Origin of the sequence: Nonomuraea sp. NPDC049646, assembly GCF_044465525.1 — a bacterium.
GTDB lineage: Bacteria > Actinomycetota > Actinomycetes > Streptosporangiales > Streptosporangiaceae > Nonomuraea.
The window spans coordinates 302,302-327,970 of the sequence record NZ_JBITLU010000001.1 but is presented as its reverse complement, the minus strand read 5'-3'; the positions used below and the strand labels follow the sequence as shown (position 1 = coordinate 327,970).

20 protein-coding genes are annotated in these 25,669 nt (G+C 73.4%); 13 read left to right on the top strand and 7 right to left on the bottom strand.

Annotation, left to right across the window (positions count from 1 at the left end; translation table 11 throughout):
* Window positions 1–32 precede the first annotated feature (32 nt).
* The gene (locus ACIBQ8_RS01525) at window positions 33–230 is read left to right on the top strand and encodes a hypothetical protein (protein ID WP_397191111.1); all 198 of its coding nucleotides are present in this window, start codon (window positions 33–35) and stop codon (window positions 228–230) included.
* Here the strand turns inward: ACIBQ8_RS01525 and ACIBQ8_RS01520 are convergent.
* Genes ACIBQ8_RS01520 through ACIBQ8_RS01510 form a run of 3 tightly spaced genes read right to left on the bottom strand, consistent with a single transcriptional unit; the run spans window position 223 to window position 3,857 of the window.
* Window positions 223–1,485: a M20/M25/M40 family metallo-hydrolase gene (locus tag ACIBQ8_RS01520; RefSeq protein ID WP_397190676.1), complete on the bottom strand. Its 1,263-nt coding sequence runs from the start codon at window positions 1,483–1,485 to the stop codon at window positions 223–225. The genes ACIBQ8_RS01525 and ACIBQ8_RS01520 overlap by 8 nt on opposite strands.
* Window positions 1,482–3,344 (bottom strand): prolyl oligopeptidase family serine peptidase, encoded by a 1,863-nt coding sequence (locus tag ACIBQ8_RS01515; RefSeq protein ID WP_397190675.1) that lies wholly within the window; start codon window positions 3,342–3,344, stop codon window positions 1,482–1,484. The genes ACIBQ8_RS01520 and ACIBQ8_RS01515 overlap by 4 nt, the downstream gene beginning before the upstream one ends.
* A gap of 6 nt (window positions 3,345–3,350) precedes the next feature.
* Window positions 3,351–3,857: a C39 family peptidase gene (locus ACIBQ8_RS01510; RefSeq protein WP_397191110.1), complete on the bottom strand. Its 507-nt coding sequence runs from the start codon at window positions 3,855–3,857 to the stop codon at window positions 3,351–3,353.
* A 228-nt stretch (window positions 3,858–4,085) separates the two neighbouring features.
* Here ACIBQ8_RS01510 and ACIBQ8_RS01505 point away from each other — a divergent pair, with 228 nt between their 5' ends.
* Window positions 4,086–4,238: a hypothetical protein gene (locus ACIBQ8_RS01505; RefSeq protein WP_397190674.1), complete on the top strand. Its 153-nt coding sequence runs from the start codon at window positions 4,086–4,088 to the stop codon at window positions 4,236–4,238.
* Between the two features lie 352 nt (window positions 4,239–4,590).
* Here ACIBQ8_RS01505 and ACIBQ8_RS01500 read toward each other — a convergent pair whose 3' ends face one another.
* Complete coding sequence (locus ACIBQ8_RS01500) at window positions 4,591–5,703, bottom strand: DUF5925 domain-containing protein (RefSeq protein WP_397168114.1); 1,113 nt, start codon at window positions 5,701–5,703, stop codon at window positions 4,591–4,593.
* Between the two features lie 56 nt (window positions 5,704–5,759).
* Window positions 5,760–7,301 carry a protein kinase gene (locus ACIBQ8_RS01495; RefSeq protein ID WP_397190673.1) on the bottom strand — a complete coding sequence of 514 codons (1,542 nt, stop codon included), beginning with the start codon at window positions 7,299–7,301 and terminating at the stop codon, window positions 5,760–5,762.
* A gap of 95 nt (window positions 7,302–7,396) precedes the next feature.
* On the opposite strand from ACIBQ8_RS01495, the gene ACIBQ8_RS01490 reads away from it, so the two are divergent.
* From ACIBQ8_RS01490 to scpA, 5 genes are all read left to right on the top strand, one after another.
* Window positions 7,397–9,262 (top strand): potassium transporter TrkA, encoded by a 1,866-nt coding sequence (locus tag ACIBQ8_RS01490; protein WP_397168110.1) that lies wholly within the window; start codon window positions 7,397–7,399, stop codon window positions 9,260–9,262.
* Window positions 9,263–9,302: 40 nt separating this feature from the next.
* Window positions 9,303–10,241 carry an S-methyl-5-thioribose-1-phosphate isomerase gene (mtnA, locus tag ACIBQ8_RS01485; RefSeq protein ID WP_397190672.1) on the top strand — a complete coding sequence of 313 codons (939 nt, stop codon included), beginning with the start codon at window positions 9,303–9,305 and terminating at the stop codon, window positions 10,239–10,241.
* 78 nt (window positions 10,242–10,319) lie between these two features.
* Entirely contained in the window at window positions 10,320–12,170 is a 1,851-nt protein-coding gene (locus tag ACIBQ8_RS01480; RefSeq protein WP_397190671.1) for a peptidoglycan-binding protein, read from the top strand.
* Between the two features lie 45 nt (window positions 12,171–12,215).
* Window positions 12,216–13,931 (top strand): methylmalonyl-CoA mutase family protein, encoded by a 1,716-nt coding sequence (locus ACIBQ8_RS01475; RefSeq protein ID WP_397190670.1) that lies wholly within the window; start codon window positions 12,216–12,218, stop codon window positions 13,929–13,931.
* Entirely contained in the window at window positions 13,928–16,072 is a 2,145-nt protein-coding gene (gene scpA, locus ACIBQ8_RS01470; RefSeq protein ID WP_397168103.1) for a methylmalonyl-CoA mutase, read from the top strand. The genes ACIBQ8_RS01475 and scpA overlap by 4 nt, the downstream gene beginning before the upstream one ends.
* Before the next feature lie 71 nt (window positions 16,073–16,143).
* Here the strand turns inward: scpA and ACIBQ8_RS01465 are convergent, their stop codons facing one another.
* A complete protein-coding gene (locus ACIBQ8_RS01465; RefSeq protein ID WP_397190669.1) occupies window positions 16,144–17,829 on the bottom strand; it encodes a protein kinase in 1,686 nt (561 codons plus the stop codon).
* Window positions 17,830–17,930: 101 nt separating this feature from the next.
* Here ACIBQ8_RS01465 and meaB point away from each other — a divergent pair, with 101 nt between their 5' ends.
* From meaB to ACIBQ8_RS01440, 5 genes are all read left to right on the top strand, one after another.
* Window positions 17,931–18,899: a methylmalonyl Co-A mutase-associated GTPase MeaB gene (meaB, locus tag ACIBQ8_RS01460; protein ID WP_397190668.1), complete on the top strand. Its 969-nt coding sequence runs from the start codon at window positions 17,931–17,933 to the stop codon at window positions 18,897–18,899.
* A gap of 215 nt (window positions 18,900–19,114) precedes the next feature.
* The gene (locus ACIBQ8_RS01455; protein ID WP_397190667.1) at window positions 19,115–21,280 is read left to right on the top strand and encodes a CehA/McbA family metallohydrolase; all 2,166 of its coding nucleotides are present in this window, start codon (window positions 19,115–19,117) and stop codon (window positions 21,278–21,280) included.
* 92 nt (window positions 21,281–21,372) lie between these two features.
* Window positions 21,373–21,993, top strand: coding sequence for a TetR/AcrR family transcriptional regulator (locus tag ACIBQ8_RS01450; protein ID WP_397190666.1), 621 nt, complete (start codon window positions 21,373–21,375; stop codon window positions 21,991–21,993).
* Window positions 21,990–23,081 (top strand): acyltransferase family protein, encoded by a 1,092-nt coding sequence (locus ACIBQ8_RS01445; protein ID WP_397190665.1) that lies wholly within the window; start codon window positions 21,990–21,992, stop codon window positions 23,079–23,081. Before ACIBQ8_RS01450 ends, ACIBQ8_RS01445 begins: the two co-directional genes overlap by 4 nt.
* 105 nt (window positions 23,082–23,186) lie before the next feature.
* Window positions 23,187–24,254 (top strand): glycoside hydrolase family 19 protein, encoded by a 1,068-nt coding sequence (locus ACIBQ8_RS01440; protein ID WP_397190664.1) that lies wholly within the window; start codon window positions 23,187–23,189, stop codon window positions 24,252–24,254.
* Window positions 24,255–24,273: 19 nt separating this feature from the next.
* Here ACIBQ8_RS01440 and ACIBQ8_RS01435 read toward each other — a convergent pair whose 3' ends face one another.
* The gene (locus tag ACIBQ8_RS01435; RefSeq protein WP_397168091.1) at window positions 24,274–24,675 is read right to left on the bottom strand and encodes a MerR family transcriptional regulator; all 402 of its coding nucleotides are present in this window, start codon (window positions 24,673–24,675) and stop codon (window positions 24,274–24,276) included.
* An 86-nt stretch (window positions 24,676–24,761) separates the two neighbouring features.
* Here ACIBQ8_RS01435 and ACIBQ8_RS01430 point away from each other — a divergent pair, with 86 nt between their 5' ends.
* Complete coding sequence (locus ACIBQ8_RS01430) at window positions 24,762–25,652, top strand: NAD(P)-dependent oxidoreductase (protein ID WP_397190663.1); 891 nt, start codon at window positions 24,762–24,764, stop codon at window positions 25,650–25,652.
* Window positions 25,653–25,669: the final 17 nt, after the last annotated feature.

The following is a 25,669-nucleotide window of genomic DNA, read 5'->3' as shown; positions in this document are numbered from 1 at the left end:
ATATTAGCAGAACGGAATAGTTTGTTCCACTAATTTGGGGCGTCCTGGCGGGGCACCGCGACCGCGTCCGCCCGGCCATGGCCGGCACGCCCCGGGCCGGGGGCGGAGCGTTGCTCGTCCGCCCCGGCGGTTACGTGGCCTGGGCGGGCGGGAGCGGTCTGGAGGAGGCGCTGACCTCCTGGTCCGGCCCGGCGGCCCGAGGGCGTCGCCGGGCCGGGACGGTCAGGTGAGCAGGCGGGTCAGCACGCGGGTGCCGAACTCCAGGCCCTCCACCGGCACCCGCTCGTCCTTGCCGTGGAACATGCCGAAGTAGTCCAGGCCGGGCCGGAGCATGAGCGGGGCGAAGCCGTACCCCTGGATGCCGATGGCGGCGAAGGACTTGGCGTCGGTGCCGCCGCTCATCACGTACGGGACCGGCCGCGCCTGCGCGTCCTCGGCCACCAGCGCCCCCGCCAGCTCGTCGAAGAACGCCGACGGGTACGGCGCGGCGGGCGCCTCCTCCAGGTTCACGAACTCACGCGTGATCTTCGGCCCGAGCAGCTCGTCGATCGTCGCCAGGAACTCCTCCTGCAGGCCCGGCAGGTACCGGCCGTCCACGTGCGCCGAGGCCGTCGAGGGCACCACGTTCACCTTGTAACCGGCCTCCAGCATCGTCGGGTTCGCCGAGTTGCGGATCTGGCCGTGGAACAGCTCGCCGAGCGCCCCCAGCCGGGCGGCCTCGGCGTCCAGCCGGTCCAGGTCGATCGCCTGGCCGGTGATCTCCGACAGGCTCTCCAGGAGCGCGGCGACCGACGGCGTCAGGCGCACCGGCCACTGGTGCGCGGCGATCCGCGACAGGGCGTGGGCCAGCGTGGCGACGGGGTTGTCCACGGCGGGCCGCGAGCCGTGCCCCGCCACGCCATGGGCGGTCACCTTCATCCAGGCGGTGCCGCGCTCGCCGACGGCGATCGGGTAGACGCGCCGCCCGCCGGACTCGACGCTGAAGCCGCCCGACTCGCTGATGGCCTCGGTGACGCCGTCGAACAGGTGCCGGTGCTCGGTCACCGCGTACCGGGAGCCGTGGTCGCCGGTCGCCTCCTCGTCGGCCAGGAAGGCCAGCACCAGGTCGCGCTTCGGCCGCACGCCGCGCGCCGCCATGTCCAGCACGGTCGCGAGCGTCATCGCGCACGAGCCCTTCATGTCGACCGCGCCCCGGCCGTACACGCAGCCGTCGGTGATCTCGCCGGAGAACGGGTGCATCCGCCACTCGGCGGGGTCGGCCGGCACCACGTCCAGGTGGCCGTGGACGAGCAGCGCGTCGGAGGAGTCGCCGTCGATCCTGGCCACGACGGTGGTGCGCCGGGGCGCCGACTCGAACACCACCGGCTCCAGCCCCGCGTCGGCCAGCAGCGTGGCCACGTACTCGGCCGCCGGGCGCTCGCCCGAACCCGGGTTGGTGGTGTCGAACCTGATCAGGTCCGAGCAGATCTCGGCGACGCTCTTCACGCTCTCCCCTTCAGTGTCAGCGGCGGGACGCCGGGCGTCTCCAGGTCGAAGATCAGCCCGTAGAAGGCCAGCTCGGCCTCCAGCACCGCCACGATGGTCTCTTCCCTGCGCCAGCCGTGCTGCTCGCCGGCGAAGGTGAGCAGAGCCCACTGTTTGCCGTGCTTGTCCAGTTCGGCGGTGAATCGCTCGGCCTGGCTCACGTCCACGATCGCGTCCTCCAGACCGTGCAACATGAGGCATGGGCCCGATGCCCGGGCCGCGTTCAGGAGCGGCGAGCGGTCGGTGTACCGCTGCCGCGTCTCGGGCAACGGGCCCACCAGGCCGTCGAGGTAGCGCGACTCGAAGTCGTGCGTCTCGGCCGCCCAGCTCTCCGGGTCGGTGATCGCGTAGTGCGCGACGCCGCCCGCGAACACGTCGCTGTGCACCAGCGCGGCCACCGTGGTCCAGCCGCCGGCGCTGCCGCCCCGGATCGCGATCCTGGCCGCGTCCGCCCGGCCGAGCTGCACCAGCCCGCGCGCCACCTTCGCGCAGTCCTGGACGTCCACCACGCCCCACTGGTGCCGCAGCCGCTCGCGGTAGGCCCGGCCGTAACCGGTCGAGCCGCCGTAGTTCACCACGGCCACGCCGATCCCTCTGCTGGTGAAGTAGGCGACCTCCAGGTCCAGCACGACCGGCGTGTTCCCGGTCGGGCCGCCGTGCACGAAGATCACGTACGGCGCCGGCCCGGCGACCCCGGCGGGCGGATGCAGATGGGCGTGCACGCCCTCGATCGTCACCGCCTCCGGCGTGGGCAGCAGCGCCCGGTCGGGCAGCGGCTTGGGGGCCGAGACGACCTCGTGCCCGCCGGTGGCCAGATCGACCAGCGTGACCTCCAGCGGCGTGTACGGCGTCGCCCCCACCGCCGCCGCCTTGCCCCCGGCCGCCGACACCGTCGAGGCCCAGTACGTGTGCCCGTCCCCGCCGATCTCCCGCAGGCCGCCCGTCGCCGGGTCCAGCACGCCCAGACGGCGGTGGTCGGCGGTGCCGTACACGACGACCAGTTGGTCGCCCGCAGGGGCCAGGCAGGCCAGGCCCGGCTTCCAGGCCGCCGCGCCGAACTCCAGCTCCACGGGGGTGAGGTTGCGCGAGGGGGAGCCGTCGAGGTGCACGAGGTGCACGTTCCACCAGCCGGTCGGGTCGGTGACGGCGTACAGGGACTCCTCGTCGCGCCACTCGGCCTGCGTCACCGACTCCTCGGGGCCGCCCGCAACGACCCGGTGGGGGCCCGCGACGCCGTCCGGGAACAGGTCGGCCACGCACAGCTCGGTGCCGTCCCAGGGCATGTCGGGGTGGTTCCAGCCGATCCAGGCGATCCGGGTGCCGCCGGGGGACAGGCGGGGGTTCATCAGGAAATGGTGGGCGCGGGCGACGACCCTGAGCGGGGCGCCGTCCAGGGGGACCGCGACCAGGTCACGAACGTCGTCGATCTCGCGGACCGCCCACACCTCGGCGCGGCCGGGCGGCAGGTACAGGTCGCCGTACCGGGCCGGGCCCTCGGGGGTGAGCGCGACCGGCTCGGACGAGGAGGCGTCCAGGCGGTGGAGCCGCTGGTCGGCCCAATGGGTGAAGACCAGGCCGCCGCCCGGCAGCGGGCGCCAGGATCGGCCGCCGTACTCGACCAGGCGGTTGCGGGCGTTCCAGCCCGGCGGCAGCACGTCGGCGCGCGAGCCGTCGGGCAGGCGGCGCACCACGCAGCGCCTGCCGCCCTCGTGCGGGCGCGGCTCGTCCCACCACACCTCCACGCCCTCGGGCGTGGCGACGGCCTCCACCCACTGGGGGCCGCCGTCGGTACGCGCCACATCGATCGGTCGAATACTCATGAAAGATCACCAATTGCCGTTGGTACAGGGAGGCAGCGGGTGCCCGGGCGGATGGAGGACGTACACGATGCCGCCGCTGCCCGAGCTCCTCAGCCACACGTTCTCGAACGCTGCCCGCGGGTAGATCCGCCGAACCTCGCCGTCCGCGGGCGCGGCGGGGTCGTTGACGACGACGTCGCCCGCGGCGGTGAAGCCGGTGACGACGAGGATGTGGCCGTTCGTGGAGTAGCCGGATCCGGGCAGCTCGTGGGCCCGGAACGACAGCGACGCGATCACCGGGATCCCCGCCAGGACGAACGCCTCCAGCTCGGCCGCCGACAGCAGCCTGGTCACGAAGCCGGTCAGCCCGTAACGCCCGGCGTAGGCCACGTTGAACGGCCAGTTCCCGGTGCCCTGGTAGCTGTCGTCGTAGGTGCCCATGGCCGCGTGGTCCACCGCAGGGGCGGGGTCGTCCGCGCCCACCCAGGCCAGCTCGCCGGGCTCGGGGCCGCGGCCCCAGAAGGCCAGCACCATCGCCACCGAGGCGGGGCTGCACCAGTTCGCGCCGCCGCCGTCCCAGCGCGGGTGGTGCCCGGCGTGCGCGTACTGGGAGTGGGGGGGGGGGGGGGGCCGGGGCGGGGCCGGCCCCCCCCCCCCCCCGCCCCCCCCCCCCCCCCGCGGGGGGGGGCCGGGGGGGGGGGTGGGGGGGGGGGCGGGGCCCCGCCCCGCCCGCGGGCCCCCCCCACCCCCGGCGTGCTCACCGTGACCGGACGCTGCGGCAGGGCCGAGGCCAGCACGCCGAGAGAGGTCATCCGCGCGCCCTCGCCGCGCGCGGTGACCCTCAGCTGGAACGCCACGACCGGCCGCCTGGCCACGAACGTGTCCACGGCCACGTCGCCGTCCTCGTCGCCCTGACCGGGCACCGAGGTGCGCGGCCCGTGCTCGGACCACCGGCCCATGACGTACCACTTGGTCAGCGTGCCCGCTCCGGTCCTGGCCCGCAGCTCCACCTCGACCCCGCCGCCGGGCGGGGTGCGCGCGGTCCACGAGGGCACGAGCTGGGTGGCCGCGAAGCCGACCCGGTGTTCCTCGCTGGTCCACGTGCCTCCGGGCACGGTGAGACGGGTGAAGGCGACGCGCGCCAGATCGACGGTGAGCACCAGCCATATTGTGGTTTCACACCCGGTGTCGCACATCGGTTGGTTTACGTACCAGCCCGGACGCGCGGGACGCCGGGGACGCGCACGGCGCCCCCGGCGGCGTCAGCTCAGAGGTAGAGACCGGTGGACTCGTCCGCGCCCGCCGGGGCGATCGCGCGGCCGGCGCGCAGGGCGTACAGCTCGGCGAGGGTCGCCCCCGAGGCCCCCACGCCCTGCGACGACCCCAGCCAGGCGACGGCCTCGTCCCTGGTCAGCGGGCCCACCTCGATCTGCGCCAGGCACCGGCCCGGACGGATCACGGCCGGGTGCAGGCGGGTCAGGTCTTCGTTCGTGGTGATGGCCACCAGCACGTCGCGGCCCTGGCCGAGCAGGCCGTCGGTGAGGTTGAGCAGCCGCGACAGCCCCTGCCCCGCCTGGGCCTTGGCGCCCGAGCTGATCAGCTCGTCGCAGTCCTCCAGCACCAGCAGCCGCCACCGCTGCGTGTCCTCGTCGGTGTCGTAGCCGACCGCCACCTCCATCAGGTAGCCCGGGTCGTTGAACAGCCGCTCGGGGTCGAGCACGCAGTCGACCTGGCACCAGTCGTGCCACTGCTTGGCCAGCGTGCGCAGCAGCGTGGTCTTGCCGGTGCCCGGCTGGCCGTGCAGCAGGATGAGCCGGCCGTTGACGTCGGCGGGCGTGGTGGCCATCAGGCGGCCGAGCGCCGGGCGCACCTGCGCCGAGTAGTTCGTGCCGATCTCGTCCCACGGCTGGGCGGTGATCGGCTTCTCCGACCGGTTGCCGCCGTGGGAGCCGCGCCACCAGAAGCCCATCTCGACGTGGTCGGCGTCGGGCACCGGCTCCTCGGCGCCGTCGATGCTCTCCTTCAGCACCGAGCCGGCCAGCTCCTCGCTCACCGCCGTCACGCTCACCGTGGCGGTGCGGTTGCGGTGCCGCACGACCCGCAGCGTCCAGCCCTCGCCGCAGATGAGCCGCGACTCCGAGCCGTCCTCCACCTGCGCGGTGCGCAGCACCCGGCCCTCGGCCGGCTGCAACCTCGCGTCCGGACGCACGCGCTCCAGATTGGCCAGCTTGGACCAGGGCTGGACGCCGGTCGCGAACGGCGACAACGCCAGGGCGTCGATGACGTCGATCGCTGAGTCGGCGTCGTCGATCCAGATGTTCATCGGCAGCTCGGACGAGGAGTCCGCGCTGGGGAACGGCACCTCCCTGATCACAGACATAGGTAAAGGATCTCCTTCGTGGGCTCGGATGTCGAAGGGTTATACACGTGGTTCGGTCACTTTTTGCCGAGAGCGCCGGTCTGGGTGACCATGCCCAGGCCGGGCACGTCCCGCCAGGTGTAGGTAAGAGTGTCGCCTTCAAGCTCCAGCCAGACAGTACCCGGGATGCAGCCGCCCGTGGACGTCCCGAGGGAGAAAGTCAGCCGGTCCGGGCGCACCTCGGTGAGGGTGATCGTGGCGGCGCAGTCGACCTGGGAGTCCTTCTCCTTCCAGGCCGCCTGTGACCGGCCGGCCTTCAGTTCCACCGTGTTCTCGGCGCCGTCGGGGTCGAGCGGGTTGGTGGTGTCGGTGTGGCCCGACCAGGTGCCGGCGAAGGCCGCCGGGATCTTCAGATCGCCGGTGCCGCCGGGGTTCCCGGTGGCCGCCGGGGAGGTGGCGGCGGGTGTGGCGGGGCCGGCGTCCGTGGACGGCGGGGCGGACGTCGGGCCGGACGGCGGGGTGGACCGGGCGGCGGCCGTGGACGGCGGCGGGGTGGACCGGGTGGCGGTCGAACCCGGTGTGCGGATGGTCAGCAGGACCACGCCACCGGCCACGGCCAGGGCCAGCAGGGCCGCTCCGGCGCCGAGGAGGGCGCGGCGTCCCCGATTTCGGGCCGCGCGGCTCTCGCGCGTGTCGGCCGCCCCCGGATCACCCCCCAGAACCCCCGCCCCCGGCCCCGCGGTCGGCCCCGCTCCCGCGCCCGACCCTGCGGTCGGCCCCACTCCCGCGCCCGGCCCCGTGGCCGGGGTGGGGGAGACCAGGGTCATCAGGAGGGCGGCGGCCGTCGGGCGGTGGGCGGGGTTCTTGGCCAGGGCGCCGGCGACCGGCCCGCGCAGCCGGGGCGGCAGCGCCGACAGGTCGGGCTCGGCGTGCAGCACCCGGTGCAGCACCGCCGGCACGGTGTCCGCCCCGAACGGGCTGACCCCCGTGGCCGCGTAGACCATCGTCGCCCCCCACGCGAACACGTCGGAGGCCCCGGAGGCGGGCGAGCCCGCGATCTGCTCCGGCGACAGGTACGCGGGCGTGCCCACCAGCCCCGAGGTGTGCGTCGCCGCCCCCTCGGCCCTGGCGATGCCGAAGTCCACCACCCGCGGCCCGTCCGGCCCGAGCAGCACGTTGGACGGCTTGAAGTCACGATGGACGACCCCGGCCGCGTGGATGGCCGCCAGCGCGGTGGCCGTCCCGACCGCCAGGCGTTCCAGCTCACCGCCGCGCAGCGGGCCGCGCCCGGCGGCGTTCCCGGCGGCGTTCCCGGCCACCCGGTCGGCCAGCGAGGGCCCGTCCACGAACTCGCTCACCACGTACGGTCGCGAGCCCCGCGTCGAGACGTCGAGAACGCGGGCCGTGCAGAAGGAGGCGATCGACTCCAGCGCGTCGAGCTCGCGCGCCAGCCTGGCCCGGGTCTCCTGGTCGCCGGCGTTGAGCAGCTTGACCGCGACCGGCTCCCCGGAGGCCGAGTGGGCCAGGTAGACCACGCCCTGCCCGCCCTCGCCCAGACGCCCGGCCAGGCGGAAATCGCCCAGGAACGCCGGATCGTCCGGTGTGAGGGGGATCACCATGGCGGCTACGTTACCGCTCGCCATGCGGAAGCCAAGATCGCCCGGTACCTTGTGACGTCGGTTTAAATCACTCCTTACACGGAGGTATCGGGGAAGTGTCGAGGGTCACGGTCCGCGAACGGGCGCGGTACTGGTTCGACAACACCATGTCCAGGGGGACGGCCTCGCTCATCGGCTGGCTCGCGGTGGTGTCGGTCGCGCTCATCCTCGTGGTGGCAGCGCTCACGCTCTGGCTCGCGCCCGACGAGCCCGACGGCGTCAGCGGGCCTGGGCAGGTGTTGTGGGTCGCCCTCATGCACGCCCTCACCCCCAGCAAGGTCGCCAGCGACAAGGGCTCGTTCGGCTACATGACCGTCATGTTCGCCGGCTCGCTGGGCGGCATCTTCATCGTCAGCATGCTCGTCGGCCTGCTGTCCAACGGGCTCAAGCAGAAGGTGGACCGCCTGCGCAGAGGCCGCTCGCGCATCGTCGAGTCCGGCCACACCGTGGTGCTCGGCTGGTCCGACCAGGTCTTCACGATCGTCACCGAGCTCGTCAAGGCGCACGCCAGCCAGAAGAACTCGGTCATCGCCGTCCTGGCCGACCGCGACAAGCTCGCCATGGAGGAGGACATCCGCGAGCACGTCGGCGACCTCGGCAGGACCCGCCTGGTCTGCCGCACCGGACGTCCCACCGAGCCGCGCGACCTCGGCCTGATGAACCTCACCACCGCAAGATCCGTCGTCGTGCTCTCGCCCGAGGGCGAGGACCCCGACGCGCACGTCATCAAGATCCTGCTCGCCCTGGCCAAGCGGGACGGCTCCCACCCGCCCGTGGTCGCCGCCCTGGCCTCCGCCCGCAACCTGGCCGCCGCCCGGCTGGCCGGCGGCCAGGACGTGTACCTCGTCGACTCCGACGACACCGCCTCCCGGCTGATCGTGCAGTCCTCCCGCCAGTCCGGCATGTCCGTCGTCTGCATGGACCTGCTCAACTTCGACGGCGGCGAGATCTACCTGCGCGCCGACGAGGAACTGGTCGGCGCCACCTACAGCCAGGCCCTGCACGCCTACGAGACCGCCGCCGTCATCGGCTTACGCGGCCCGGCCGGCGTCGTGCTCAACCCGCCCATGGACACCGTCATCACGGCCAAGGACCAGATCGTCGTCATCGCCCACGACGACTCCCACATCAAGCTCGCCACCGGCGAGCCCCCGATCGACGAACAGGCCGTCACCACCGCCGCCGCACCGCGCCCCGAGCCAGAACGCACCCTCCTGCTCAACTGGAACGGCCGCGCCGAGCAGATCGTGCGCTACCTGGACGGCTACGTCTCCTCCGGCTCGGTTCTGGACATCGCCGCCGACCACCCCAAGGCCGGCACCGGCCTGACCGGGCTGCGCACCCTCACCGTCAACGTCAAGGACTGCGACACCACCGACCGGTACGCGCTGGAATCCCTCGGCGTCGGCCTCTACCAGCACGTCATCGTCCTGTCCGACGACCGCTTCGACCCCCACCACGCCGACACCCGCACGCTCATGACCCTGCTCCAGCTCCGCGACATGCAGAGCACGCTCGGCGAGCACTACTCGATCGTCAGCGAGATGCACGACGAGGGCAACCGGGCGCTGGCCGAGGTCACCGAGGCCGACGACATCGTCATCAGCGACACCGTCATCGGCCTGCTGCTGGCCCAGCTCGCCGAGAACCGGCACCTCGCCGACGTGTTCGGCTACCTGTTCGACTCGCACGGCTCGGAGATCTACCCCAGGCCCGCCGCCTCCTACGTCCGGACCGGCGCCGAGGTCACCTTCGCCACCATCGTCGAGGCGGCCCGGCGCAGGGGCGAGACCGCGATCGGCTACCGCGACAACGTCTCCAGGAACGTCCCGCCGCACTACGGCATCGTGCTGAACCCCGCCAAGAGCGACACCGTCGTCCTCGGCCGTGGCGACTCGGTGATCGTCCTGGCCGAACGCTGACCCCGGGCCGGCCCCGGACCCGTCGGCTACCGTGAGCGGCGTGAGGACCATCGACTGGGCCGGCGACGCCGTCGAGCTCGTGGACCAGACCCTGCTGCCCGGCCGGTGCGTGCGGCTGCGCGTCGAGACCGTGGCCGAGCTCGTCGCGGCGATCAGGCGGCTGGCCGTGCGCGGCGCCCCCGCCCTCGGCGTGGCCGGGGCGCTCGGCGTCGTGCTCGCCGACGGCGACCTCGGCCAGATCGCCGAGCTGCGCGCGGCCCGCCCGACCGCCGCCAACCTGGCCTGGGGCGTCGACCAGGCCGCCGCCCACCTGGACAAGGGCAGGCAGGCGGTGCTGGCGGCCGCGCTGCGGATCCGCGACGACGACATCGCCGCCTGCCTGGCCATGGGCGAGCGCGGCGCCGCCCTGCTGGAAGGCGACCGGCTGCGGATCATGACCGTCTGCAACACCGGCGGCCTGGCCGCCGTCGAACGCGGCACCGCCCTCGGCGTCGTCCAGACCCTGCACGAACGCGGCCGCCTGGCCGAGGTGCTCGCCCTGGAGACCCGCCCGCTGCTCCAGGGCGCCCGGCTCACCACCTGGGAACTGGCCAGGATGGGCGCGCCGCACCGGCTGGTCGCCGACTCGGCGGGGCCGTACCTGCTGGCCAAGGGCGAGGTGGACGCGGTGCTCATCGGCGCCGCCCGCATCGCCGCCAACGGCGACACCGCCAACAAGATCGGCTCGTACGCGCTCGCGCTCGGCGCGGAACGGGCCGGCGTGCCGTTCATCGTCGTCGCCCCCGAGTCCACCATCGACCCCGCCACCCCGACCGGCGACCACATCGAGATCGAGGACCGCGACCCCGAGGAGATCCTCACCCTCGGAGGTGTACGCCTGGCGCCCGAGGGCACACAGGCGCTGAACCCCGCGTTCGACGTGACGCCGCACGATCTGATCACCGCGATCGTGACCGAACGGCGGGTGATCAGACCGTGAAATAGCGCGATCCCCGGACCTGCTCACCTCGCTGGCGTTACGCTCGGTCGTCCCGATATCTACTCTCGGAGAGCACTCGTGGACATCGATCTGGTGTTACGCCGCGACTGGCAGGCCCGCGCGCCCCGCGGCGCCTACACCCAGCTTGACTCGACCAAGGGCGTCAAGGTCCACTACACCGGCGGCCGCGTCGAACCCGCCATCGTGTCCGACCACGCCGGCTGCGTCGAGCTGGTGAGATCCATCCAGGGCTATCACATGGACGGCAATGGCTGGATCGACATCGGCTACTGCGTCGACGAGGAGACGGAGATCCTGACGCGGCAGGGCTGGAAGCGGTATCGCGAGCTGGAGCCGGGGGAGAGCGTGCTCACCCTCAACCACGAGACGGGCGCGTCCGAGTGGCAGGGGCTGCTCGACGTGTACGTCTTTCCGGCCGGGCCCAGGGAGATGGTGCGGATGGAAGGCGCGTCCCACTCCTCGCTGACCACGCCGCAGCACCGCTGGCCCGTCGAGCGCCGTAGACGGCGTACCGGAACCGACCGGCGCAAGGGACGTGACGGCGGGCGGATGTCCCGGGCGGTCACCGAGCACGAGCGGCTGTGGGTGACCACGGAGACGATGGGGTACTGGGACAGAGTGCCGTTGGCGGCGCCCTGTGCCGATCTTCCCACCGAGGCGAAATGGTCGGACGCCCTCGTGGAGCTCGTTGCCTGGTTCTGGACAGAAGGGCATGTCAAGCCGCTCCGGGGCCGCCCGACCACGAGTGTGGCCATCTACCAGTCGCAGAAGAACCCGGTGTACGTGGCCAGGATCCGCGAGGCGCTCACGTCGGTCTTCGGCCCTCCTGTCCCGGCCTTCCCGCGCACCGGCCGGAGCACTGACGGGGTGCCTCGATGGCGGGAGACCGTCAACCGGCACCTCACCGAGTTCCACCTCTCCTCCGACGCTGGGCGGCGGCTGCTGGAGATGGCGCCGGGCAGGGTGCCGACCTTCGAGTTCCTGCTCTCCCTCACCCGGGCACAGCTGTCCCTGTTCATCGAGACCTCGCTCGCCGCCGACAACAACGGAAAGGACAAGCTGGCGCAGAAGGATCGCGCGGCGGCGGAGGCGTTCATGTTCGCCGTGCTTCTGACCGGTAGTGCCGCGTCCTTGCGCCGCAAGCCGCCGACGGCCACGTGTGCGAGCGACATGTGGTCGGTCACCATCCGGCGGCAGCAGTACTTCGCGCCGCGGGCGGCCCGGAAGAGCGCCAGCTTCAGGATCAGCCGGGAGACCTACCACGGTGAGATCTGGTGTCCCAGGACCCCGAACCAGACCTGGCTGGCCAGGCGCGAGGGCACCGTCTACTTCACGGGGAACTCCTTCGTCGCCTGTCCGCATCGGAAGGTGTTCGAGGGGCGGGGGCTGCATCATCTGCCGGCGGCCAACGGTCCCGGGCTCAACGCCGGGCACTACGCCGTGCTCGGGCTGGTCGGCAACGCCGGGCTCGTGCAGCCGCCCGACGCGATGCTCGACGCCGTCCTCGACGCCGTCCAGTACGTGCGCGACCGGGGCGGCGCCGGCAAGGAGATCAAGGGCCATCGCGACGGCTACTCGACCGACTGCCCCGGCGACCCCCTGTACGCCTGGATCAAGCGCGGCGCGCCCCGCCCCGGCGGCGGCACCACCCCGCCGCCGCCCAAGGGCGCGCCGCCCTTCCCCGGCCGGTTGCTGAAGTACCCGCCGGTCATGGAGGGCGAGGACGTGCGCACCTGGCAGCGGCAGATGAGCAAGCGCGGCTTCGACCTGACCGTCGACGGCGCGTACGGCGCCCGGTCCCGCGACGCGTGCCGCGAGTTCCAGCGCCAGCAGGGCGTCGAGGACGACGGGATCGTGGGCCCGCTCACGTGGAGACTGGCGTGGGAGGCGCCGCTCGCCGACGGGTAACCCCCGGATTACTGCGGCGGCCGGGCAGCGCCTACTATCCGTTGCATGGAACTGGCAGCGGGCTTTCCTCCCACCACTCGCGACGACTGGCGGAGGCTGGCGGTCGAGGTCCTGCGCAAGTCGGGGGTCGAGGCGGGCTCGCCCGAGGAGGCGCTGTCCAGCCCGACCTACGACGGCGTGCCGGTCGCGCCGCTCTACGACGCGGGCGACCTGCCGGGCGATCCGGGGCTGCCGGGCGCGCCGCCGTTCACGCGCGGGGCGCGGGCGCGGCCCGGCTGGGACGTCCGGCAGCGGCACGCCGTGGCCGACCCCGAGGCGGTGCTGGCCGACCTGGAGAACGGCGTCACCTCGCTCTGGCTGGTCGTGGGCGACGGCGCGATCCCGGCAGGCGCGCTGCCCGCCGTGCTGAAGGACGTCTATCTCGACCTGGCCCCGATCGTGCTGGAGGCGGGGGAGCACACGCGGGAGGCCGCCGAGGCGCTGTTCGGCCTGGCCGCCGCGCAGGGCGTCACGCCGAGCGGCAACCTGGGCGCGAGCGGCGGCGTGGGGGCGGAGCTGGCCGGGCGGTGCGTCGCGGTGCCGGGGCTGCGCGCGGTCATGGTCGACGCCACGCCGTACCACGACGCGGGCGCCGCCGACGCCGAGGAGCTGGGCTGCTCGATCGCGCGGGGCGTGGCCGAGTTGCGCACGCTCACCGGTGCCGGCCTCACGGTTGAGCAAGCGCTAGGCCAGATCGACTTCCGGTACGCCGCCACCGCCGACCAGTTCGCCACCATCGCCAAGCTGCGCGCGGCGCGCCGGCTGTGGGCCAGGGTGGCCGAGGTGTGCGGCGCCGCCGAGCACGGCGGCCAGCGCCAGCACGCCGTCACCAGCGCGGCCATGATGACCGCCCGCGACCCCTGGGTGAACATGCTACGCACCACGCTGGCCTGCTTCGCGGCGGGCGTCGGCGGGGCGGAGGCGGTCACCGTGCAGCCGTTCGACGCCGCGCTCGGCCTGCCCGACGCCTTCTCCCGGCGCATCGCCCGCAACACGCAGTCACTGCTGCTGGAGGAGTCGGGGATCGGGCGGGTGACCGACCCCGCCGGCGGCTCCTGGTACGTCGAGCGCCGCACCGCCGACCTGGCCGAGCGCGCCTGGGCGTGGTTCCAGGAGATCGAGGCCGCCGGCGGCGTGCAGGCCGCCGGCGAGCTGATCGAGCGGCGCGTCGCGGCCACCCGGGCCCGTCGCGACGACGACATCGCCCACCGCCGTTTCCCGATCACCGGCGTCAGCGAGTTCCCCGACCCCGGCGAGAAGCCGCTGCGCCGGCCGCCCGCCCCGGCCGGGCGGCCCGTGGCCCGCTACGCCCAGGAGTTCGAGGCGCTGCGCGACGTCGCCGACGCCCTGCCCGAGCGGCCGAAGGTGTTCCTGGCCACCATCGGGCCGGTCGCCGCGCACACCGCGCGGGCCTCCTTCGCCGCCAACCTGTTCCACGCCGGCGGCCTGGCCACCGAGACCGCCGGGCCGGGCGCCGATCCCGAGCAGATCGCCACCGCCTTCGCCGTGAGCGGCGCCGCCGTCGCCTGCCTGTGCTCCACCGACAAGCTGTACGCCCAGCACGCCCGCGCCGTGGCCGCCGCCCTGCGGCACGCGGGGGCGCGGCGCGTCTGGCTGGCGGGGAAGGGAGACTACGAGGGCGTGGACGCCTGCCTCTACGCGGGGTGCGACGCGCTCGCCGTGCTCCGTCAGACGTTCGAGGACCTGGAGGTGCTGCGATGATCCCCGACTTCTCGGGCGTCCCGCTCGGGCCGGGGGCCGGCTCGGGCGCGGAGGCCGTCCCCGGGGGAGAGGTGTGGGAGACGCCCGAGGGCATCGGGGTCAAGCCGCTCTACACGGCCGCCGACCTCGACGGGCTCGACTTCCTGCGCACCTATCCCGGCGCGGCCCCGTACCTGCGCGGGCCCTACCCCACCATGTACGTCAACCAGCCCTGGACGATCCGCCAGTACGCGGGCTTCTCCACGGCTGAAGACTCCAACGCCTTCTACCGGCGCAACCTGGCGGCCGGGCAGAAGGGCCTGTCGGTCGCCTTCGACCTGGCCACCCACCGGGGCTACGACTCCGACCATCCGCGCGTGGCCGGCGACGTGGGCATGGCCGGGGTGGCGATCGACTCCATCTACGACATGCGGCAGCTCTTCGACGGCATCCCGCTCGACCGCATGTCGGTGTCGATGACCATGAACGGCGCGGTGCTGCCGGTGCTCGCGATGTACATCGTGGCGGCCGAGGAGCAGGGCGTCGCGCCGGAGGAGCTGGCCGGGACCATCCAGAACGACATCCTCAAGGAGTTCATGGTCCGCAACACCTACATCTATCCGCCGGCCCCTTCGATGCGCATAATTTCGGATATTTTCGCTTATACGAGCGAAAAGATGCCGAAGTTCAACTCGATCAGCATTTCTGGGTATCACATCCAGGAAGCCGGGGCGACCTGCGACCTCGAACTCGCCTACACCCTCGCCGACGGCGTCGAGTACCTGCGCGCCGGGATCGCCGCCGGCATGGACGTCGACCGGTTCGCCCCCCGGCTGTCGTTCTTCTGGTGCATCGGCATGAACTTCTTCATGGAGGTCGCCAAGCTGCGCGCCGCCCGGCTGCTGTGGGCCAAGCTGGTGTCGCGGTTCGGGGCGGCCAACCCCAAGTCGCTGAGCCTGCGCACGCACAGCCAGACCTCCGGCTGGTCGCTCACCGCCCAGGACGTCTTCAACAACGTCGCCCGCACCTGCGTCGAGGCCATGGCCGCCACCCAGGGCCACACCCAGTCGCTGCACACCAACGCCCTCGACGAGGCGCTCGCGCTGCCCACCGACTTCTCGGCCCGCATCGCCCGCAACACCCAGCTCCTGCTGCAGCAGGAGTCGGGCACCACCCAGGTCATCGACCCCTGGGGCGGCTCCTACTACGTCGAGCGGCTCACCCACGACCTCGCCGAGCGCGCCTGGGCCCACATCGAGGAGGTCGAGGCGGCCGGCGGCATGGCCAGGGCCATCGAGGCGGGCCTGCCCAAGCTGCGCATCGAGGAGGCCGCGGCCCGCACCCAGGCGCGCATCGACTCCGGCCGCCAGCCGGTCATCGGGGTCAACAAGTACCGCGCCGCCGACGACGAGCCCATCGAGGTGCTCAAGGTCGACAACAGCGCCGTACGCGCCCAGCAGCTCGACAAGCTGGCCCGGCTCAGGGCCGAACGCGACGGCGAGGCCGTGCAGCGCGCGCTCGACGCGCTCACCAAGGCCGCCGAGAACCCCGCGCCGGGCCTTGACGCCAACCTGCTCAAGCTCGCCGTGGACGCCGCCCGCGCCAAGGCCACCGTCGGCGAGATCTCCGACGCCCTGGAACGGGTGTTCGGCCGGCACGCCGAGCAGGTGCGTACCATCTCCGGTGTGTACCGCGACGAGTCAGGCAACGCCGAGGCCATCGAGCGCGTCCGCCGGGCCTGCGCCGACTTCGAGCGGGACGAGGGCCGCCGCCCGCGCATCCTGGTCGCCAAGATGGGCCAGGACGGCCACGACCGGGGCCAGAAGGTGATCGCCACCGCCTTCGCCGACCTGGGCTTCGACGTCGACGTCGGCCCGCTGTTCCAGACGCCGGAAGAGGTGGCCAGGCAGGCGGTCGAGGCCGACGTGCACATCGTGGGCGTCTCCTCGCTGGCGGCCGGGCACCTCACGCTGGTGCCCGCGCTCCGGCGCGCCCTGGCCGACCTCGACGCCGCGGACATCATGATCGTGGTGGGCGGCGTCATCCCGCCGGGCGACCACGACGAGCTGCGCGCCGCCGGCGCCGCCGCCATCTTCCCGCCGGGCACGGTGATCGCCGACGCCGCCCTCGACCTGCTCCGGACGCTCACCGGCCGCCCGTAGCCCTGCGGACGGCTCGGCGGGTCGCCGGACGCTGACCGGCCGCCCCTGACCCCGGCAGGCGACCCGGCGGGTCAGAGGGCGTCGTCGCAGATGGTGACGGCGACGGTGCGCCGGCGGGCGACCGGCTCGGTGATCTGGAGCGTGACGCTGTGGGGGCCGGCGTCCGTCAGCGCGGTCGGCGAGGTCAGGCGCCGGGGGGCGTCCTCGGCGACCGTGGCCGAGGAGCGGGCGGTGACGGTGCCGTCGACGATCCAGGCGTACCGGACGGTGACCGGGGCGCCGGTCCTGGTCAGCGCCGCCTGGAGCCGTACGGCGCCGTCCCAGCAGTCGCCGTTCCTGGTGCCGCCGGACGGGCGCAGGGAGGCCAGGGTGAGGCGGTCGACGGACGGGGTCGTGCCGGAGGTGGTCTCGTCCTGCGGGCCGGGGACGGGTGTGCGGGTGGGCCGCGGGCGGCGGGTGGGGGAGGTCGAGGTGCCGGGGGTGGGCGTGGGGGCGGTGGTCACGTCGGCCACGTGGGTGGCCTTGGGCGTGGGCGTCGAGGGGGTGAGCCACACGATCGCGCCCGACAGCACCAGCACGGACACCCCGGAGACCCCGGCCACCACCGCCGTCTTCACCCGCCGCCGCACCCTGACCTTGGGCCCGGCTCCCGGCCCGGCCACCTTGGGCGCGGTTCCCGGCCCGGTGACCTTGGGCGCGTCCGGCCCGGCGGTCTGCGGGGCCTGGGCCTGTGGGACCGGTGATCCGCCATGGGGGAGGGGCGGCGTGCCCGCGACCAGGCGCAGCCCGGTGGTCCCGGAGGCGGCGCCCGGCTCCGAGGGGGCCGCCGCGCGGGCCGGTGGGGCGGCCGGTGCCGGGCGCGTCGGGCGGTCGGAGGGCGGCATGGGAGCGGGTGCCGGGCGGGTCGGGGGGCCGGAGGGCGGCGCGGGAGTGGGAGCGGAGGTGGGTGCGGGGGCGGGGGCGGGGGCGGGGGTGGAGATGGTGAGCAGGTGGCGCAGGACGTCGGCCATGGGCGGGCGGCGGGCGGGGTCCTTGGCCAGGCAGGCGAGGACCACGCCGAGCAGCGGCTGCGGCAGGTCACCGGTGCGGGGTTCGTCGTGCAGGATGCGGTTGATCACCGCCGGCAGCGAGTCCTCGCCGAACGGCGGCATCCCCGTCGCCGCGAAGACGACCACCGACGCCCACGCGAACACGTCCGCGGGGGCGCCCGCCTCCCGTCCCGAGAGCTGCTCGGGCGCCATGTACGCGGGCGTGCCGGTGATGGCGCCGGTCGCGCTCACCCCCGTCCCGAACGCCGCCGAGACGCCGAGGTCGCTCACCCGCGGACCGTCCGGCCCGAGCAGCACGTTGGACGGCTTGAAGTCGCGGTGCGCGACGCCCGCCCGGTGCGCGTCGGCCAGCGCCGTGGCGGTCGTCACCGCCAGGCGCCGCAGGTCGTCCGCGTCGCGCAGGGCGCCGGTCTCCTGGAGGGAGGGCCCGTCCACGTACTCGGTCACGACGTACGGCCGGCCCCTGACCGAGGCGTCCAGCACCCGCGCGACGCAGGACGGTTCCACGGCACGCGCGGCGGCGAGCTCCCTGGCGAACGGCTCACCGGCGGTGACGCCCTCGGCGAGCAGCTTGACGGCCACCGGACCGCCGTCGCGCCCGCGGGCGAGGTAGACGACACCGTGGCCGCCCGCGCCGAGCCGCCCGGCCAGCCGGTAGGGTCCCACCGCCGCCGGGTCGCCCTCGCGGAGGGGTTCGACGTTGGGCATGAGGGGAGTGACTCCTGTGACGGCTGTGATCAGAACTCCAGCACCTTACTGGCAAATAACCGGACTTGTCAGAAGTTAGGCTGATCAATGAGAAGAAAGGGGTGACCCGCGTGCGCTCGCTGGAGGACTACGCCCAAGGCGTACGGGCAGGCTCCCGTACGTGGATCGCCCGCGCGATCACCCTGGTCGAGTCGACCAGACCGGACCACATGGCGCTGGCGCAGCGGCTGCTCGTCGAGCTCACCCCGCTGTCCGGCCGGGCCCGCCGAGTGGGCGTCTCGGGCGTGCCCGGCGTGGGCAAGTCCACGTTCATCGACGCGCTCGGCACGTACCTCACCGGCCAGGGGCACCAGGTGGCCGTGCTGGCCGTCGACCCCTCCTCGACCAGGACGGGCGGCAGCATCCTGGGCGACAAGACCCGGATGGCCCGGCTGTCGACCGATCCGGCGGCGTTCATCCGCCCGTCGCCGACCTCCGGCACGCTCGGCGGCGTCACGAAGGCGACCAGGGAGGCCATGGTCGTGGTGGAGGCCGCCGGGTTCGACGTGGTGCTGGTCGAGACCGTCGGGGTCGGGCAGTCGGAGACCGCCGTGGCCGACATGGTGGACACGTTCCTGCTGCTCACCCTGGCCCGCACCGGCGACCAGCTCCAGGGGATCAAGAAGGGCGTGCTGGAGCTGGCCGACGTGATCGCGGTCAACAAGGCCGACGGCGAGTACGAGCTCGCGGCCAGGAAGGCGGCCAGGGAACTGGCCGGAGCGCTGCGCATGCTCCGCTCGGATGCGGGGCCGCCGCCCGTCCTGACCTGCAGCGGGCTCACCGGGGACGGCCTGGAGGAGTTGTGGCGGCGCATCCTGGCCCATCAGGACGCGCTGGACCTGGCCGCCAAGCGCCGCCGCCAGCAAGTGCAGTGGACCTGGACGCTGGTCCGCGACCGCCTGCTCGCCGAGCTGCGCCACGACCCGCAGGTGGCGGCGATCACGGCGGAGGTCGAGCGGGAGGTCCTGACGGGCGAGCTGACCCCGGCGCTCGCCGCCGACCGCCTCCTGTCGGTGTTCAAGCGCCCCTGACGTCCGGCTGTGGGTGTTCGGGCGGCCGTGACGTCCGGCTGACCGGGTTCTAGCGGGCCCTGACGCCCGGCGGTGGTCGCCGGGGGTCTCCACTCCCCGGAGGAACAGACTTGCGTCCGGGGCAGAAATATCCGTATCCGCAGCGTCATCTCCGATCAGACGGCTTGAGCGGGACATGTCACGATGTCGCGCAACCGACGTGGGGAGAAGCGCAGATGTGTGCGGAACCGATGCTGCCCGAAACGGTCGCGGAGGCCCTGGAGGAGTACGGCCGCCTGCTGGCCGAGCACGGCATCACCTGGGGCGAGCCGGAGATCCACTACGTCAAGTTCTTCGCCCGGCGCAGGGTCCTGCCGCCCTCGCTGTTCGGCGCGTTCTGGCGCCTGGCCTTCGAGGAGGCCGCGCGGCTGCACCCCGGCCGTCCGATCGACCGGCTCGCCGCCCACCTCGCCGAGCCCGACTACGACCGGGTGCTGCGCGACGCCCTCGCCGGCGAGCTGCCGCCGCACCTGACCGCGCTGCGCGTCGGCCCCGACCGGATCGAGCTGCGGGGAGCGCCGATCACCGTCCTGGCCCCGGGGGAGCCGCACCCGGGCCCGCGCTGGACGGGCGCGGTGCCGGTCGCGGACGCCCGGCCCGCGACGGCCGTCCAGGCCCCGCCGCCGCCCGCCGGACGCGGCACGGAGAAGATCTTCCTGCTCGTCGACTCCTCCCGCGACACCCCCTGCCCGGTCAGCGTGGACGACGCCCGCCGCGAGCTGGCCCCCCACGGGGCCTGGCTGGTCGAGGCCGGCATCGACAGCGTGATCGTGGCCGACGGGCAGCGCGTCCGGCTCGATCCCCTGCTGCGCCCGGTCCCCGCCGCCCGGCTCACCCTGGTGGCGGGGGAGCCGTGCCGGTGGAGCGTCGCCTCCCGGGACGGCCGCGGCTGGTACCCGCCCGGCGTCCCGGCCCGGCACGACTACCACGGCAGGCCCTACTTCCACGGTGACGGCCGCACCCTCGACGTCCCGGCCGAACCGCTGACGATCACCGTCACCCGGGGCATGGAGTACGCCGAGTCCGCCCTGGACGTCACCCTCGCCCCAGGCGAGGAACGCGTGGTCAGGCTCGTCCCTGAACGCCTCTACGACGCCGCCGCCCGCGGCTGGTACGGCGGGGACCTGCACGTCCACCTCAACTGGGCCGGCGACCTGGTCGGCCTGCCCGCCGACGCGGCGGCCGCCCAACTCGGCGAGGACCTGCACGTGCTCAACCTGCTCGCCGGGAACGTCTCCGGGCCGCGCGTCTACGACCGGGCGGCCCTCGACCACTGGGCGGGGCAGGACCTGCCCTGGTCCGACGCCACCCACCTGGCCCGCATGGGCGTCGAGTACCGCAACGACCTGCTCGGCCACGTCTACGCCTTCGCCCCGGAACGCGCGCCGGGCCGCTTCCACACCGGGTTCGCCGGCGACGCCGACTGGCCGCCGAACGCCGAGGGGCTGCGCGAGCTGCGCGGCCTCGGCGCGGTCCTCGGCTACAGCCACCCCTTCGCCACGCCGCTCGCCGACGGCGACCCGCCCAGGGCCGTCGTCTCCCCGGTGCCACGCAACTGCGCCGCCCGCGAGCTGGTCGCCGACGCCGCGCTCGGCCTGGTGGACAGCCTCGACGTGCTCACGCACGCCTCGATCCCGTCCACGGCGGCCGTCTACCGGCGGCTGATCGGCGCGGGCAACCGGCTCGCCGTCACCGCCGGGACGGACTCGATGATCTCCTTCACGCGTTCGGACAACCAGTCGAACCCGCCCGGCTGGGCCCGCGTCTACGCCCGGGTGGAGGGCGAGCTGACCGCCCGCGCGTTCGCCGACGCGGTACGGGCGGGCCGCACGTTCGCCACCACCGGCCCCTGGCTGGAGCTGACGGTGGACGGGCACGGCCCCGGCCACGTCATCGACGCCCGCCCCGGCGACCACGTCCGCGTCACCGCCACCGCGATCGGCCCGGAGGTGGCCGCCGTGCGCGTCCGTACGGCCGAGGGCGTGCGCGCGGGCGCGGAACGGCTCCCGTCGGGCGAGCGCCGCCCGGACGGCGAGGAGCGGCTGACCGTGACGGTCGACCTGCGCGTGGACGAGCCGACGTACGTGCTGGCGGAGGTCGTCTGCGACCCGCACCCGCGCACCATGACCGGCACCGGCTACGCCCTGACCAGCCCCGTCTACGTGGACGTGGCCGGCCGCCGGGTGGCCAGGCGGGACGACGTGCGCTGGTGCCTGGAGTGGCTGGACCTGCTGGAGGAGCTGATCAGGTCGCACGCCCGCCTGACCGCCCCCGTCCAGCTCGCCGACCACGTCACCCTCCTGAACCAGGCCAGAGACGTCTACCGCACCCGCCTCTCCTGACCTCCCGCCGCCTCCCGTTCTCCCGCGCCCCGCCCTCCCGCGAGCGGTCACCGAGTCCCGTGCTTTCTGGCCGCTTGTGCTAGATTTTGGCCATGCGGTCAGAAAATCAGTCGGGTGGCCAGAAGACTCGCTCGTTCATCGAGGAGGCCAGGCGGGCGCAGATCATCGCCTCGGCCGTGGAGGTGATCGCCGAGGTCGGGTTCGGTCAGGCGTCGCTGGCACGCATCGCCCAGCACGCGGGCATCAGCAAGGGCGTCATCTCCTACCACTTCGCCGGCAAGGAAGAGCTGATGGAGGAGGTGGTCAACAGCGTCTACGGCGAGATCGCCGCACACGTCATGGCGCGGATCGAGGGCGCCGAAGGCCCCACCGCGATGGTGCGCACGCACATCCTCGCCGTCGCCGAGCACATGCGCGACCACCGCACCCGGCTCAAGGCCCTCGGCGAGATCTTCTACAACCTGCGCACCGCCGACGGGGAGCCGCGCTACGGCGTCAACGCCAACGAGGAGCTCTACCAGGCGATGGAGCAGATCTACGCCTACGGCCAGTCCACCGGCGAGTTCCGCGACTTCGACCGCCGCGTCATGGCCATCACCCACTTCTCCGCCATCGACGACATGTTCGCCTACTGGGTGGCGAACCCCGACCACGACCTCGACGCCCACGCCGCGGAGCTGGCCGACCTGTTCGAGAGGGCGTGCGGGCGATGAGGACCGAGACCGGCACCAGGCTGTTCGCCGTCGACAACCTGCGCGTGCTGCTGACCGCGCTGGTCGTCGCCCATCACGTCGCCGTCACGTACGGCGACATCCCGCTGTGGTACTACACCGAGCCGGCCGCCGACCCCTCCGGGACGGCGCTGGACATCCTGGTGGTCTTCAACCAGGCGTTCTTCATGGGGTTCTTCTTCCTGATCTCCGGCTTCTTCACCCCCGGCTCCCACGACCGCAAGGGCGGGCGCGCGTTCGTCCGCGACCGGCTGGTCAGGCTCGGGGTGCCGCTGCTGGTCTTCCTCCTGCTGCTGCGGCCGCTGCTCACGATCGGCGAGCACGGCATGCCGTTCTGGAAGTGGTACATCGTCTCGTGGGACCCGGGGCCGATGTGGTTCGTCGAGGTGCTGATCGTCTTCGCCCTGCTCTACGCGTGGTGGCGGCGCGCGGGCCGCTCCGGCGCGCAGAAGGCGGGCGCGCAGGAGGCCGGCGTGCAGGAGGCTGGGGCGCCGAGCCTCAAGGGGGTCGTGCTGTTCACCCTCGGGCTGGCGGCGGCCACGCTCCTGTGGCGGATCCCGGTGCCGCAGGGCACGTACGTGCCGGTGCTCGGGCTGCCCACGCCCTACTTCCTGCCGCAGTACGCGGCGATGTTCGCGGCCGGCGTGGTCGCCTTCCGGCGCGGCTGGTTCGAGGCGCTGCCCAGGCGGGCCGGGCGGGCGGGGTTCGTCGTCGCGGGCGTGGCCACCGTGCTGTTACTGCCGCCGGCGGCCCTGACCACGGGCCTGGTCGCGGTCGCGATCAACGCGTTGTGGGAGTCCGTGTTCGCCGTCGGCATGATCGTCGGGCTGGTGGTGCTGTTCAGGGAGCGGTTCGACCGGCAGGGGCCGCGCGGCAGGTTCCTGTCCGCCAACGCCTACGCGGTCTACGTCCTCCACCCGCTGGTGCTGGTCGCCGCGGCCTGGGCGGTGCGGGGGCTGCACGCGGCGGCGGTCGTCAAGTTCGCGCTCGTGCTGGCGGTGTCGCTGCCGTTGTGCTGGGGGCTGGCGTACGCGGTCCGGTCGTTGCCGGGGGCCAGGCGCGTTCTCTGACTCCGGGCTTGACTTTGGGCCTTGCCGGGCCCTCGAAGGCGTGCCACCATCGCGCTAACTCTTAGGAAACTTTCTTAAGAGATTCCGTGAAGGGAAGTGATCGGGGTGCGCCGGAGCCTGATGCTGTTCGCCGCCGCGCTGCTGGTGGCGGGCGTCCTGTCGGCCGTCGTGCCGGCCCCGCCGGCCGGGGCGGCCACGTGCGCGACGCCGTGGAACGCCTCGACGGCCTACAACGGCGGCGCGGTGGTGTCCAGCGGCGGGCACAACTGGTCGGCCAAATGGTGGACGCAGAACGAGACCCCCGGCACCGCCGCGGTCTGGGCCGACCAGGGCGCCTGCGGCGGCGGCGGCGGTACCCCCACGCCCGGCTGCGACCACCCGAACTGGGTGGCCGGCCGGTACTACGCCACCGGCACCATCGTGCGATACACCGACGGCAACTACTACATCGCCGTCCACGACAATCCCGGCTACGACCCGGTGATCAGCACCTGGTACTGGGACCCGTACGCGTGCGACGGCGGCGGCGGCCCCACCACACCGCCGGACCCGGGAGGCTTCGTGGTGAGCCAGGCGCAGTTCGACCAGATGTTCCCCGGCCGCAACTCCTTCTACAGCTACAGCGGCCTGACCACGGCGATCGCCGCCTTCCCCGCCTTCGCCGGGACCGGCTCGGCCACCGTCAGGAAGCAGGAGGCCGCCGCCTTCCTGGCCAACGTCAGCCACGAGACCGGCGGGCTGGTCTACATCGTCGAGCAGAACACCGCGAACTACCCGCACTACTGCGACGCGACCCAGCCCTACGGCTGCCCGGCCGGGCAGGCCGCCTACTACGGCCGCGGGCCCATCCAGCTGAGCTGGAACTTCAACTACAAGGCCGCCGGCGACGCCCTCGGCATCAACCTGCTGAACGACCCCTGGCAGGTGGAGCGGAACGCGTCCGTGGCCTGGAAGACCGCGCTGTGGTACTGGATGACCCAGAACGGCCCCGGCACCATGACCCCGCACGACGCCATGGTCAACAGCCGCGGGTTCGGCGAGACCATCCGCAGCATCAACGGCAGCCTGGAGTGCAACGGCGGCAACCCGGGCCAGGTGCAGAGCCGGGTCAACGCCTACCAGCGGTTCACCCAGATCCTCGGCGTCGCCCCCGGCGGCAACCTGTCCTGCTGACCGCCTTCCCGGCGCCGGATCAGGCCGGCCGTGCTTCCGCGTGGGCCCGGCCGGCCTCGTCGGCCGGCGCGCGCCGTTCGGTGGTCTCCAGGTAGCCGCGCAGGGCGCGCCGGGAGCGGGTGAGCGTGTCGATCTGCTCGTCGAGGCCGCGCAGCCGGGCGCGCAGCGTGTCCAGCAGCTCGGGGCAGGGCACCAGATCGGGGTCGGGGCCCGTGACGCAGGGCAGCAGGTACGCGATCTCGTCGGTCGACAGCCCGGCGTCGAGCAGCTTCCTGATCTGGGCCACGGTCAGCACGGCCCCGTCGTCGTACTCGCGGTAGCCGCTGGCGCGGCGGCTGGGCTCCAGCAGGCCCTGGGCCTCGTAGTAGCGCAACTGGTGCGGGCGGACGCCGGTCCGCCGGCTCAGGTCACCGATCAGCACGGCCGTCCCCCTTGACCTTCATACCGGTCTGAACGTTGACGATTCTCCCATAGCTGCTGAACCACCTCCTTGGGAGAGCGACTGTGATGACGAAGGAAAGCCGTACCCCCGTGACCGTCCTCGGCCTGGGGCTGATGGGGGAGGCGCTGGCCGGGGCGTTCCTGCGCGACGGCCGGCCGACGACCGTCTGGAACCGTACGGCGGCCAGGGCCGACCGGCTGGCCGGGCAGGGCGCCGTACGGGCCGGGTCGGCGCTGGAGGCCGTGACCGCCGCCCCGCTCGTGGTCGTCTGCCTCACCGGGTACGACGCCGTGCGCGAGGTCCTCGACCCGCTGGGCGCCGCCCTGGACGGCCGGGTGCTGGTCAACCTCACCTCCGGCACCTCCGCCGAGGCCCGCGACACCGCCGAGCGGGTGGCCCGGCACGGCGGCGCCTACCTCGACGGCGCGATCATGACCACCCCCGCCGCCATCGGCACCGCGGCGGCCGCCCTGCTCTACAGCGGCCCGCGATCGGCCTTCGACCTGCACGAACCGGCGCTGCGCAGCCTCGGCGGCGCGACGACGTACCTCGGCGCGGACCACGGCCTGTCGGCGCTCTACGACGTCGGCGTGCTGAGCCTGATGTGGAACATCCTCAACGGCTTCCTCCAGGGCGCCGCGCTGCTCGGGGCCGCCGGGGTGGAGGCCGCGGCGTTCGCCCCGGTCGCGCGGAACGGCGTCGAGACCGTGGCCGGCTGGCTGGACGGCTACGCGCGGCAGATCGACGAGGGCGCGCACCCGGCCACCGACTCGACCCTCGACACGCACGTGGCGGCCATGGACCACCTCGTGCACGAGAGCGAGTCGCACGGCGTCGACGCCACGCTGCCGCGCTTCATCAGGGAGCTGGCCGGCCGGGCCGTCGCGGCGGGCCACGGCGGTGAGGGCTACACGGCGCTGATCGAGCAGTTCCGCAAGCCCTCCGGCCGGGACTGAGACGGCGGGCCCTCGCA

Excerpts from the sequence above, each read along its gene's own strand:
- ACIBQ8_RS01515 (WP_397190675.1), bottom strand. The coding sequence starts at position 3,344 with ATGAGTATTCGACCGATCGATGTGGCGCGTACCGACGGCGGCCCCCAG.
- ACIBQ8_RS01510 (WP_397191110.1), bottom strand. The coding sequence starts at position 3,857 with ATGGTGCTGGCCTTCTGGGGCCGCGGCCCCGAGCCCGGCGAGCTGGCC.
- ACIBQ8_RS01500 (WP_397168114.1), bottom strand. The coding sequence starts at position 5,703 with ATGTCTGTGATCAGGGAGGTGCCGTTCCCCAGCGCGGACTCCTCGTCC.
- ACIBQ8_RS01495 (WP_397190673.1), bottom strand. The coding sequence starts at position 7,301 with ATGGTGATCCCCCTCACACCGGACGATCCGGCGTTCCTGGGCGATTTC.
- ACIBQ8_RS01475 (WP_397190670.1), top strand. The coding sequence starts at position 12,216 with ATGGAACTGGCAGCGGGCTTTCCTCCCACCACTCGCGACGACTGGCGG.
- scpA (WP_397168103.1), top strand. The coding sequence starts at position 13,928 with ATGATCCCCGACTTCTCGGGCGTCCCGCTCGGGCCGGGGGCCGGCTCG.
- ACIBQ8_RS01465 (WP_397190669.1), bottom strand. The coding sequence starts at position 17,829 with ATGCCCAACGTCGAACCCCTCCGCGAGGGCGACCCGGCGGCGGTGGGA.
- ACIBQ8_RS01455 (WP_397190667.1), top strand. The coding sequence starts at position 19,115 with ATGTGTGCGGAACCGATGCTGCCCGAAACGGTCGCGGAGGCCCTGGAG.
- ACIBQ8_RS01450 (WP_397190666.1), top strand. The coding sequence starts at position 21,373 with ATGCGGTCAGAAAATCAGTCGGGTGGCCAGAAGACTCGCTCGTTCATC.
- ACIBQ8_RS01445 (WP_397190665.1), top strand. The coding sequence starts at position 21,990 with ATGAGGACCGAGACCGGCACCAGGCTGTTCGCCGTCGACAACCTGCGC.
- ACIBQ8_RS01430 (WP_397190663.1), top strand. The coding sequence starts at position 24,762 with ATGACGAAGGAAAGCCGTACCCCCGTGACCGTCCTCGGCCTGGGGCTG.